Source organism: Haladaptatus ordinarius (assembly GCF_054177595.1).
Window position 1 is genome coordinate 71,926 of sequence record NZ_JBPEHH010000009.1, and the last position, 11,291, is coordinate 83,216.

10 protein-coding genes and 2 pseudogenes are annotated in these 11,291 nt (G+C 62.8%); 7 read left to right on the plus strand and 5 right to left on the minus strand.

Going from position 1 to position 11,291, the window contains the following annotated elements:
* The first annotated feature begins 151 nt into the window (after positions 1-151).
* A complete protein-coding gene (locus tag ACR3FF_RS05650) occupies positions 152-862 on the plus strand; it encodes a helix-turn-helix domain-containing protein (protein ID WP_458186820.1) in 711 nt (236 codons plus the stop codon).
* On the opposite strand, the gene ACR3FF_RS05655 is transcribed toward ACR3FF_RS05650, so the two are convergent.
* Complete coding sequence (locus tag ACR3FF_RS05655) at positions 833-2,056, minus strand: MFS transporter (RefSeq protein WP_458186822.1); 1,224 nt, start codon at positions 2,054-2,056, stop codon at positions 833-835. The two genes, ACR3FF_RS05650 and ACR3FF_RS05655, sit on opposite strands and share 30 nt — an antisense overlap.
* A gap of 119 nt (positions 2,057-2,175) precedes the next feature.
* Between ACR3FF_RS05655 and ACR3FF_RS05660 the strand changes: the two genes are divergently transcribed.
* Together ACR3FF_RS05660 and ACR3FF_RS05665 are read left to right on the plus strand one after the other, a co-directional pair.
* Positions 2,176-3,903, plus strand: a complete 1,728-nt coding sequence (locus tag ACR3FF_RS05660; protein WP_458186824.1) for a thiamine pyrophosphate-binding protein — start codon at positions 2,176-2,178, stop codon at positions 3,901-3,903.
* Between the two features lie 114 nt (positions 3,904-4,017).
* Positions 4,018-4,845 (plus strand): class I SAM-dependent methyltransferase, encoded by an 828-nt coding sequence (locus ACR3FF_RS05665; protein ID WP_458186826.1) that lies wholly within the window; start codon positions 4,018-4,020, stop codon positions 4,843-4,845.
* 49 nt (positions 4,846-4,894) lie between these two features.
* Here the strand turns inward: ACR3FF_RS05665 and panB are convergent, their stop codons facing one another.
* The gene (gene panB / locus ACR3FF_RS05670) at positions 4,895-5,725 is read right to left on the minus strand and encodes a 3-methyl-2-oxobutanoate hydroxymethyltransferase (protein ID WP_458186827.1); all 831 of its coding nucleotides are present in this window, start codon (positions 5,723-5,725) and stop codon (positions 4,895-4,897) included.
* Between the two features lie 160 nt (positions 5,726-5,885).
* Here panB and ACR3FF_RS05675 point away from each other — a divergent pair.
* Together ACR3FF_RS05675 and ACR3FF_RS05680 are read left to right on the plus strand one after the other, a co-directional pair.
* A pseudogene (locus ACR3FF_RS05675) lies at positions 5,886-6,035 on the plus strand (DUF7347 domain-containing protein); the annotation flags it as partial.
* 182 nt (positions 6,036-6,217) lie between these two features.
* Positions 6,218-6,709: a DUF7351 domain-containing protein gene (locus tag ACR3FF_RS05680; protein WP_458186829.1), complete on the plus strand. Its 492-nt coding sequence runs from the start codon at positions 6,218-6,220 to the stop codon at positions 6,707-6,709.
* A gap of 54 nt (positions 6,710-6,763) precedes the next feature.
* On the opposite strand, the gene ACR3FF_RS05685 is transcribed toward ACR3FF_RS05680, so the two are convergent.
* On the minus strand, positions 6,764-8,044 hold the full coding sequence (locus tag ACR3FF_RS05685) for an MFS transporter (RefSeq protein ID WP_458186831.1): 1,281 nt from the start codon (positions 8,042-8,044) through the stop codon (positions 6,764-6,766).
* A gap of 152 nt (positions 8,045-8,196) precedes the next feature.
* Between ACR3FF_RS05685 and ACR3FF_RS05690 the strand changes: the two genes are divergently transcribed.
* Entirely contained in the window at positions 8,197-9,162 is a 966-nt protein-coding gene (locus ACR3FF_RS05690; RefSeq protein ID WP_458186833.1) for an NAD-dependent epimerase/dehydratase family protein, read from the plus strand.
* Between the two features lie 335 nt (positions 9,163-9,497).
* Here the strand turns inward: ACR3FF_RS05690 and ACR3FF_RS05695 are convergent, their stop codons facing one another.
* Together ACR3FF_RS05695 and ACR3FF_RS05700 are read right to left on the minus strand one after the other, a co-directional pair.
* On the minus strand, positions 9,498-9,983 hold the full coding sequence (locus ACR3FF_RS05695; protein WP_458186835.1) for a RidA family protein: 486 nt from the start codon (positions 9,981-9,983) through the stop codon (positions 9,498-9,500).
* Positions 9,980-10,666, minus strand: coding sequence for an ABC transporter ATP-binding protein (locus ACR3FF_RS05700; RefSeq protein ID WP_458186837.1), 687 nt, complete (start codon positions 10,664-10,666; stop codon positions 9,980-9,982). Before ACR3FF_RS05700 ends, ACR3FF_RS05695 begins: the two co-directional genes overlap by 4 nt.
* Before the next feature lie 65 nt (positions 10,667-10,731).
* Here ACR3FF_RS05700 and ACR3FF_RS05705 point away from each other — a divergent pair.
* Positions 10,732-11,291, plus strand: a pseudogene (locus ACR3FF_RS05705) (ISH3 family transposase); the annotation flags it as partial.

An 11,291-nucleotide genomic window follows, 5' to 3' on the forward strand; every position in this document is an offset into this window, starting at 1 on the left:
CAGCGATACGGCCACTTTGCTATACCACCGGATATATTCGGATTAACTAATCGCCGGGCGAGATGTCTCTAGAATCGTATCTCTCTATGAACAGAACCATAATATATACAGCACGAAAGCTTCAACCCGCTCGGTTCCCTCAATCGAAGTAATGCGAGAAGTGACGCTCCGGGTCCGACACCACGGCGAACCCGAGAGCGACATCAGTGCCGAATACCCCGCGATAACGCTTCGTTCCGTCTCCTCGATGACGGGAAGCGCCGCCGAACGAAAGCGCATCATCGAGATTACGGGACCGGAACGGTCCGTAGCGGGGTTCCTCGACGACTTCGCGGCAGCCGACGCGGTTCTCGGTGTCGACCCGCTGACCCCACTCGACGTCGGTCGGGTGCTGGTCGCCATCACCTACGACAGCTATCGGTGGGATAGCATCTCACAGCGGTTGACCGATATGGGCGTCCACTACCGAACCGGGACCACCATCACGGCCGGGTGGGAACGCTGGACCCTATATCTCGACGACGACGAGAATCTGAACGAAATCGTCGATTCGCTCGAACGTGCGGGCAACGAGACCGACCTGGTCAGAAACGTGAAACTCGGTGAGGTGACCGAACGGGAGCAACTGGAGTTCTCACGCGTTCTCTACGAACTCACCGACCGCCAGCGCGAGGTGCTTGGGACGGCCATCGAACTGGGCTACTACCGGCCGAAAAAAGAGACCAGCATCGAGGACATCGCCGACGCCGTCGGTATCGCCTCGACGACGGCGTGGGAACATCTCGCCCGCGCGGAAGCAAAGGTGATGGACGAGGTCGGAAAACATTTCATCTCAACCGGCACTCGTTCCGCGGACCGATAGCAGTATCCCGAGCAGGGACGCGACCGTCGCGAATCCCGCGAGAACTGCGAACAGGGCGCTCGGGGAGAAGTAATCGAGGACGACCCCCGCGATGGCCGCCCCCAGCGCGCCGACGCCGAACACCCCGAGGTAGGTGTACCCGTACGAGAGACCGCGCGTACCCGGCGGCGTGTACTCGGCGACCGTCGCCTGGTAGAGGGGCTGGACGACGAACAGCGCGAACCCGAGGACGAAACTGACGGCGAGCAGGGGGGCGATTCCGGCGTTCGCGGCGGGGATGAACGCGAGCGCGATGACCGCCAAGACGCCGAACGCGACTGCGATAGCACGGGCGTTTTCTACCCTGTCGGTCAGTTTCCCGCCGACGAACTGTCCGGCCATCCCGACGGTGAGGAGTCCGGCGTAGAGATACCGGGCCGGTTTCAGCGACTCGCCCGCGATTTCGACGGGGTCGAACAGCGCCAATCCACCGAGCAGGTCGGGGAGGAAGGTCAGAACGCCGCGATAGAACAGTCCCGACATCATGACGATGCCGAAGACTGCGACGAACCAGCCCGCGAAGAGCGTCCGCGAGTCGGCCAGAAACTCCGAGACGGAGGAGACGCCGCCGTCCGCACGTGCTTCCTGACCGTCGACTGCTGCCGCTTCGTCGATGTCGGTCCGGAACGCCAGTATCGCTGCCACGAGAGCGGGGACGGCGAGGATGGCGACGACGGTTCGCCAGTCGAATGCGAGGAGCAAGAGCGTCGTCGCCAGCGGGCCGAAGGCGATACCGAAGTTGCCCGCCATCCCGTGATAGGCGAACGCGCTCCCGCGCTCGCTGACGCCCTTGCTGAGGAGCGCGAGGCCAGATGGGTGGTAGACGCTCGCCGCCGCACCCCACAGGACGAGCGCCAGCGCGACGAACGGGAGGGTCGGCGCGACCGAGAGGACGAGAAACGACCCGCTCATGCCGAGAAGACAGGCGACGATGAGGCGGCGTGAGCCGTAGGCGTCCGAGAGGATGCCACCGGGTAGCGCGCCGAGGCCGAACAGTGCGTAGCCGACGGAGACGACGATACCGAGCGTCGCCGTCGAGGTATCGAACTCCGTCAGCCAGACGGTGAGGAAGATGGGAAAGGAGAGTTCGTAAGTGTGAACCATCGCGTGCGCGAGCATGGCGAGCGAGACGATGGTTCGGTCGTTGCGGTTCACGGTGGGTGATGGTTCGGTATCGGTTATAAAGGGTCGGCCGTATCGAATCGGGGGTGCTGTTCGGACAGAGTTCGACAATCGACAGAACAAAGAGCGCAGCGCGGGTCGATTGGGTTAGCATGACAGGCGTCGACGACACCGACGGAGGTACCACGAACACGAGCGAGGCGTTGGTTTCGGTTCTGGAATCGCTGGGGGTGGAGTACGTGTTCGGCTATCCCGGCGGCCGTGTCATCGAGTTGCTGGACGACCTTCCGGAGTCGGACGTGGACGTCGTTCGACCGCGCGACGAGCGCGAGGGAAGCGTCATGGCGGAGATGTACGGGCGTCTCCACGGGAAACCGGCTGTCCTCGCCGGACAGGGTCCGTGGATCGGAAGTCTCGGCGTCATCGGACAGATGGAGGCCCGCCTCGCCTCCTCACCGATGGTCGTCCTGACGGAGGCGAGCGAACGCGGCGACTACTCGACGCTCGCTCCCTATCAGCAGTCTCGGGGGGATTACGGCGGCCTCTCGTTGCCCAAAATCTTGGACGGCGTGACGAAAGAACACTGGTTCCCGCGGACGCCGACCGAGACCCTTCGGAGCGTCCAACTGGCGTTCAAACACGCGACGGCAGGGCGCTCGGGACCGACCGCGGTCATCCTCGACGGCGGAGCCATCACCGACGACGTGCCGGAGGACCCGACGCCACCGGTCTGGGACAGCGAGGCGCAGGTGCGAAACTGGGAGTCGAAACCGACCGACAGAGACGTGGCGGCGGCGAAAGACGCACTCGAATCGGCCGACAGACCCGTCGTCGTCGCCGGAAACGGCGTTCACTCGGCGGGGGCGTACGACGAACTCCGAGAGGTCGCAGAAGCCTACGACGCGGTGGTCACGACCTCCTACCTCGGTAAATCGACGATTCCGGAGACCCACGACCTCGCGGCGGGTGTCATCGGTTCGTTCGGTCACGAGGGCGCGAACCAGGTAGTCAGCGAGGCCGACACCCTCCTCGTCGTCGGCTGTCGGATGAATCCGATGGACACTAACTGGCAAGCGCCGTCGTTCATCCGGCCGGAGGAACAGACCATCGTCCACGCCGACATCGACACCCGGAACGCGGGGTGGGTGTACCCCGCCGACGTGGGACTCATCGGCGACGCGAAAGAGAGTCTTCGAGCGCTGGCCGACGCCGGAAACGCCGACAACGACTGGGCGAGCGGACGCGCCGAGAAAGCGCGAGAGTCGTTTTTCACCGAGAAGTGCGAGAGCGACGCCGCACCCATCAAACCACAGCGTGCGGTGAAAGAAATCGAGGCGATGGTGGACGAGAACACCATCGTCACGGCGGACTCGGGCAACAACCGTTTCTGGCTGTTGAACTACCTCCAGACCCCGGCCATCCGCACCTACTTCGGCAGTGGCGGCGTCGGGGGGATGGGCTGGTCTGCCCCGGCCGCGGTCAGTGCCGCCATTTCGACCGACGCCGACGTCATCGGCGTCGCGGGCGACGGCGGGTTCACCATGACGATGACGAGCGTCGAGGTCGCCGTCGAGTACGGCGTCGCACCGACGTTCGTCGTCCTGAACGACACCAGCCTCGGCATGGTACGCCAGATGCAGGAGGAAGATGGCGACATCGCGGGCGTCGAATTCCACGACACCGACTTCGTGAAAGTCGCCGAAGGTTTCGGAGCCGATGGGAGGCGAGTGACGACGCCGGGCGGGCTTGCCGACGCGCTCCGGGAAGGAAAAGCGAGCGACCTACCGTTCGTCGTCGACGCCCGAATCGACCGCGACGAGGATATGGCGGAACAGTTGCAGTCGTCGTTCTACGCGGAAGTCGGCGGACTGCACGAATAGACGAGTGGGTGCCTCGTCCGAACCGCTCACCGTCGGGGGGGACACCGAATACGAGCGTCGAGACACCGAGACGGACCCGTCAAACGTTATCCGTGTCCGCTCCGAGCCAGACGTATGACCGACGAGAAACGACTCGACGAGAACCGCTCCCACTGGGACGAACTCGCCGAACTCCATCCGGACACCGACTACTACGACGTCGAGGGGTTCCGTGACGGGGAGACGACGCTCGACTGGCTCGAACGCGAAGGCGTCGGAGACGTGAGTGGGCAGTCACTGTTGCACCTCCAGTGTCACTTCGGACTGGATACGCTGTCCTGGCTGCGCGAGGGGGCGAGCGAGGTCGTCGGGGTCGACTTCTCGGCGACCGCCATCGAGACCGCTCGCGATCTCGCCGAAGAGGTCGGCGAGTCCGACCGCGCGACGTTCGTCGAATCGGACCTGTACGCTCTCGACGACATTCTCGACGGGGAGTTCGACGTCGTTTTTACCTCGTACGGCGTGGTTAACTGGCTGCCGGATGTCGAGGCGTGGGCGGACGTGGTCGCCCAGTCCGTGAAACCGGGAGGGCGCTTTTTCATCGCCGAACTCCACCCGATAAGCCACGTCTTCATGGACCTGCACGTCGACGAGGACGGCACCGTGCGGTCGGACTGGCCGTACTTCTCCGACGAACCGCTGACCTTCGACGAGGACGGGACGTACGCCGATTTCGATGCGAACGTCGAACACACTGTCACCCACGAGTGGTCCCACTCGCTCGGAGAAATCGTCACGGCGCTCGTCGACGCCGGATTGACCGTCGACGAACTCCGCGAGCATCCGTTCGCTTCCTTCGAGCAGTTCCCCGACCTGATGGAAGAGCGCGCCGATGGACACTGGGAGATTCCCGACGAGGACTACCCGCTGACCTTCTCCGTGAGAGCACACAAGCCGACGTGAGCGCAGTCCTCTTTGATTTCGAAGATACCGTTCTGTTCGAGCCGTCGACTCACTCGTCTTCTATCGGTTCGTAGACGTGCTCTCGCGTCGGGAACGCACCGGTCTCGACTTCGGTAACGAACTCGGAGATGGAGTCACGAACGATTCCGTCGAGGTCTGCATACTGCTTGGAGAGTTTGTATCCCGACGCCCCGAATCCGAGCAGGTCGTTGACGACGAGCACCTGTCCGTCGGTGTAGCGACCGGCACCGATGCCGATGGTCGGCACGTCCACCGCGTCAGTGACGCGCTTTGCGACGGGTTCGGTGACGCCTTCGAGCACGAGCGAGAAGATTCCGGCGTCCACGAGTCGTCGGGCAGTGTCCACGAATTCGCCTGCGAAATCGGAATCCGGCCCCTCCCGACCCTGGATGACCGGGCCGCCGAGTTCGTTCATCCGTTGGGGGGTCAATCCGAGGTGTCCCTGAACCGGGATTCCGAGTTCGGTACAGCGTTCGACGATTTCGACGGGCGTCTCCCCTCCCGGTGCGGTCTCTAGCTTCACGGCATCGGCTCCTGCTTCTTGCAGGAATCGACCCGCCGACCGAACCGAGCGGGAGACGTCGGGGCCGTAGGACATGAACGGCATGTCGCCGATGACCAGCGCACGATCCGTTCCCCGGACGACGGCTTCCGTGTTCGTGAGTGCGCCGTCCAGCGTGACCGGGAGCGTGTCGTCGTAGCCCATGTGATTGTGTCCGGCACTGTCGCCGACGAGTATCATATCGACGCCGCCAGCCTCGACGCGCCGAGCGATCGGTGCATCGTACGCCGTGAGCATCGTCAACCGTTCGTCGTTCCGGTACTTTCGGTCGATGTCGCTGAGCGTGACTGCGGACATATCACGTCGTGAGTGCGACTCGATGTTAGGTGTTTTTCGAAGCGGATTTCGATTAGAAATCCAACACGAACGGGAACACCTTTACTTCTCGACAGTCGCCGTGTTGACGATGGAATCGTCCGGAACGACCTCCGGTATCGAACCGGCCGAGGCGTTCGCGTTGCTGAGCAGTGACATCAGACTGGACGTCCTCCGGGCGATATTCGAAACGTCGGACGGCGACGACGTTCGATTTACGACCATTCAGGAGTACGTCGGAGTCCGAGATACCGGCCACGTCAACTACCATCTGAACCAACTTCGGCCACACTTCGTCGAACGCACCGACGACGGATACCGACTGCGACGGCTCGGATACGACGCCCTCAGAGTCCTCCACACCGGTTCGCTCACGGCGGAAGGCTCCCTCTTAGCGCACGAACTCCCGACACCCTGCGTTCGCTGTGGTGGCACGCTCGAACTTCGGTATCGGAACGGTTTCGCGATGGTGTGTTGTCCCGAGTACACTGGTTCGTTCGATACGTCTTCCCGTCCGCCGCGCTCGACGGACGAACGAAATCGGAAGTCGCGACGGTACTCGACCACCGATGTCGGACGATTCGACGAGTCGGCAACGCCGGCGTCTGTCCGATGTGCAGTGGGAAGATGGGTCGTCGTCTCGTCTCCGACGACGAGTTCGGCCACGCCGTCAATCTGGAGTACACCTGTGAACGGTGTCTGTGTCGGTTCAACTCGACCCTCGGCGCGGCGTTCGTCTCACACCCTGCCGTCGTCGGCTTCTGTTTTCGGCACGGCGTGAACCTACGCGAGAAGCGACTCTGGGAACTCGACTTCGCGTTAGACCCCGACGCGGTCGGCATCCTCGAACGAGGAGCGAGCCGAGTCGTGCTGGAGATAGAACTGGAAGACGACGTACTCGAACTCGAAGTGGACGAGAACGGCGATGCGAGAGACGTGAGTGATTTCTCGTCGACTACCTCGTAGTAGCGGGCCCGTCGGTTAGCGGACGTCGTCGAGGACGTTATCGCCAGTGACGGGTCACTCCGTCTCCACCCCACCGGACGCCGGAGAACTCGCATCGCGCCGGTACAGGACGAACACCGTGACCAGCACCGCCACGACGGAGATTCCGGCGATGAGGGTGAACGCGGTCTGCAACCCGGCCCGCGAGATGAGCGCGCCGAACAGTGGGGGAGCGAGTGCGCTCCCGGTCATGGTGCCGACGGTGATGAGCGCGAAGTTGCGACCGAGGTCGCCCCGCGTCGAGAGGCGGTCGGCAAGTTTCGACCGGGCAGGGCCGGCGAGTGACCGGATGCCACCGACGACGAGCAGACTGCCGACCGCGACCGCCGCCGGAATCGCGAGCGTGGCGAGCAGGCCGACGAACAGGACGACGACGGTGTAGCTCCCAACGATGAGCGGCCCAGGCGAGAAGCGATCCGAGAGGTCGCCGCCGACGAGCACCATCACCGCGCCGACCACGAACATCGCCGAGAGGGTCAGGTTCGCGGCGTCGAGTGCGAGGCCATACCCATCTCGAAGGAAGACGACGGTGTAGGACGTGAGTCCCCAGCTCGCGGTCGATGCCACCAGCGCGAGGACGGCGAGCGCGAGGATAGACGGGGAAGCGAGGATGGCTCGAAGTTCGCGACGGGTGCGCTCGCCGAACGGTATCGATTCGCCGGAGTGACTCTCTGCTGGGCCGGGGGCAGTCAGGTCCGTCCCGACGTATCGCTGGAACGCTGCGACCGTAACGGTCGCGTAAACGGCACCGAAGAGGCCGATACCCGCGACGGCGTGTCGCCACGTCACGCCGGGAAGCGAGAGGGTCGCCGCGAAGAAGACGGGGGGAGCGGCGAAGCCGAGACTCCCGAGGAACCCCCTCACGCTGAACGCCCTGGCGCGAAGGTGTTCGGGAGTCGCGTCTGCGAGCAATGGGAAGTGAGTCGGGTGGTGACCGGCGATGCCGATTCCGAGCAGCGCCTGACCGAGGAGGAGGACTTCGAACGTCGGCGCGAACGCGACGAGAAACACGCTTCCCGTGCTGAGTGCGAGCGAGAGGCCGAGCGCGATGCGGCGGTCGTAGTTGTCCGAGAGGTAGCCGAACGGAAGCTGGAAGAGGGCGTTCGTGAACCCCTGGACGCCCATGGCGATGCCGAGCATGGCGAGGGAGGCGTCGAACTCGGTCGCGAGGATTTCGAGGATGGGTGGAAAGAGGACGAGATACGTGTGGTTGACGAACTCCGCACCGCCGATGAGGCCGACGACGAGCGCGGTTTCCCGCGAGATACTGGGGATGGAGAGTGACGGTCGCTTCACAGATGGTTCCCTTCGAACTGGTTCGACCGGAAAGATGAATCATGTGTTCGCGGAAATCCGTGCGGCGGAGGAGGTCACTCGACTGTCCTCGACGGGAAAGCGGCTAACGAAGGGAAGAAAACCTTTTCCCGTCACTCCGAGACTCCAAACGCATGGCGCAAAGCGAGACGGTGCTCGTCACAGGTGGGACAGGCTTCATCGGGTCGTACACGGCAAAAGACCTCGTCGAACAGGGACACGACGTGGTCGCCTACGACCTCTCGACCGACACGCGCATCCTGGAGAAACTCGGGGTCGCCGACGAAGTGGAGGTACGACGGGGCGACATCACCGACCCGACGGACGTGTTCCGGGCGGTCCGCGAGACGGGTGCGACGCGAATCGTCCACCTCGCGGCCCTGCTCACGACCACGGCACGCGAGAACCCCCGACTCGCCATCGACGTGAACGTACAGGGGACGAACAACGTCTTCGAGGCGGCACGCACGCTCTCCGACCAGGTCGAGCGCGTGGCGTGGGCGTCCAGCGCGGCGGTGTTCGCCCCGCCCGCGAACTACGACGACGGGTGGGTCACCGAAGACGACCTCGTCTACCCCGACACGCTCTACGGCGCGACGAAGGAGTTCAACGAACACCAGGCAAAGGTGTACTTCGAAGACCACGACGTCAGCCACGTCGCCCTGCGACCGACCGTCGCTTACGGACCGTACCGCGAGACGGGCGGATCTGCGTTCCTCGCCAACATCGTCGAAAAGCCCGCGCTCGGTGACGCGTTCAGCGTGGAGTACGGCGACCAGGTCATCGACTGGCAACACGTCGAGGACATCGCACAGGCGTTCCGCCTCGCAGCCTTCGTCTCCGACGACGAACTCAGCCAGCGCGTCTACAACGTCCGTGGCACGGTGGCGACGATTCGAGAGGCGGCCGAGACGGTCGAGAAAATTATGCCCGACGCCGACCTCGACGTGTCAGACGAGGGCGAACTGCCGTGGACCCAGAAGCTCGACATGACCGCGATTCAGGACGAGCTAGGCTACGAACCGCAGTACGACCTGGAGAGTGGCTTCCGGAAGTACATCAACGTGCTTCGGGAGGAGAACGGACTGGAGCAGGTCTGAGAAGCGGTAGTTCATTTTCGAAGCGTTCTCGGGGTCCAACTCGCGGTGTCAGGTGGATTCGAAGCGCCCTACAGCCAGATATCTGTATATATTTCTGTATAGCTATCTGGACAGCCATCCAGCTAGCAACCGGCGGGAGTGTACAGGAACGCAAGGGTGAGACACGCTATCGGCAAAGGAGAAAAGAGAGAGCGAAAGCAGAGAGCGCGTACTGAACGTCGATTCGAGAAGGATAGATAGATAGCTAACTAGAAATCTTACCAGATATCTAACCCGGTATCGAACCGGAAAGCATCGCATCAGGGTACCACGAACGGACCGAATCGAGAGAACGGTCAGTCCTCACGCTCGATGGGTTCGACGACCCACCCGTCGTTCGGGACGATAGCCTCGGAATCGATTTCGATTAGCTTCCCCTCGCGGACGAGGTTCGCAACCTCGACGAGCGTGCTCGCAGGGTAGTGTTCCTCGTCGAAGAACTCCCCTCTCGCGTCGTGGATGGCGCTAAAATTCTCCTCGGTGAGATGCGGTTCGGGCACGTACACCCGGACGCGGACGACGTCGTCCATCGTTCCGCCGACTGCGTGCAGGTCGGCCTCGATTTGCTCTAGCACGTCGCGGGTCTGGTCTCCCATTTCCAACTCGGGGTCGCGGGCAGTCAGCCCCGCCAGGAACACGCGCTTGTACTCGCGCATCTCGACGACGACGCCCTCCGAGTACGCCGGTTCCGTTTCGGTACCCTCGGTGTAGCCGATTCGTTCGCCTGCTTCCGGATTGATGATGGTCTTTCGCATGGTGTCGATGGTATCGAGGTCGGTCAAATCGTGATGTTCTTTCCCGACTGGCCGTCGAAGACGTGGGTCTCCGCCACGTCCACCGCGAGCGTGATGTCGTCGCCCGCCACTGCGGTGGTGTCGTTCGAGACGCGAGCCGTGAACTCCTCTTCCTCCGGTGATTCGGCGTCCGGAGCGAGCGTGAGGTCGACGTTCGACCCCATCGGTTCGACGACCTTGACATGCGCCCGGAACGTGGCTCCGGCGTCGGTCTCGTCCGTGTCGAGCAACGATGCGTCGTGGAGGTTCTCGGGACGAACGCCAAAGACGAGTCGCTCGAGGTCACCCTCCCAGCGTGCGAGTTTCGAACCCACGTTCTCGGGGACGGTGAGTTCGAAGGGGTCGGAGACGAGTCGCTGGTCACCGTTTCGTTCGACGAACTCGGCGTCGAAGAAGTTCATCGGTGGCTCGCCGATGAATCCCGCGACGAACCGGTTCGTCGGTTCGTCGTACACGCGCTGTGGGGAGTCGAACTGCTGGAGTCGTCCGTCGTTCATGACCGCGATACGGTCACCGAGGGTCATCGCTTCCTCCTGGTCGTGCGTGACGTACACCGACGTCTTGCCGACCCGGTCGTGAAGCTTGTTCAGTTCGGTTCGCATCTGGATACGGAGTTTGGCGTCGAGGTTCGCTAGTTGTCCACTCTGGCTCAAGAGACCAGTTGCTGACACGTAGTAGTCAGAATGAGGCGACTGAATCAGTCGCCTGATTCAGCCGCTGTCCGGATTGGTGCGTAATGAGGCTACCAAAACTCAAACGCATCCTCACAGATCCGGACGAGTTCCTTTCGAACGGCCAGTTGAAGTCTCTTAGCATGGAGTTGCTCGAGCTGATACCGATGGAAGGAATCGAGGGCTCCGGCCTCGATTCCGAGGAGATTATGGAAGTCGTCTTACGGGCTGCCGTTGACACGACTTCGGTCAACGGTGTGACGGAGAACACAGAAGACACTCCAAATCGCAAGACGGTGATGGACTGGTTGCACACACTGGAGAAAGAGTCGATGCTTGACGCTGTCAACGATATCCTCGCGCTGGTGGCAATGACGGTTCTCGACCGCAACCGGTCGAGAACCATCTGCCTCGATTTCATGGACAACCCGTTCCACGGGTTTCCGGATGACGAAGATGAATTCCGCCGGATGCAAGCCCGTGACGGCACGACGAAGTGCCATCGCTACTGTACGGCGTTCGTCATTGCACAGGGGAAGCCGCTGACACTGGCGGTTGAACCAGTTGACGGCGATGACAGCAAGGCCGACGCGGTCGAGCGCGTGCTCGCCCGCGTCGAGACGTA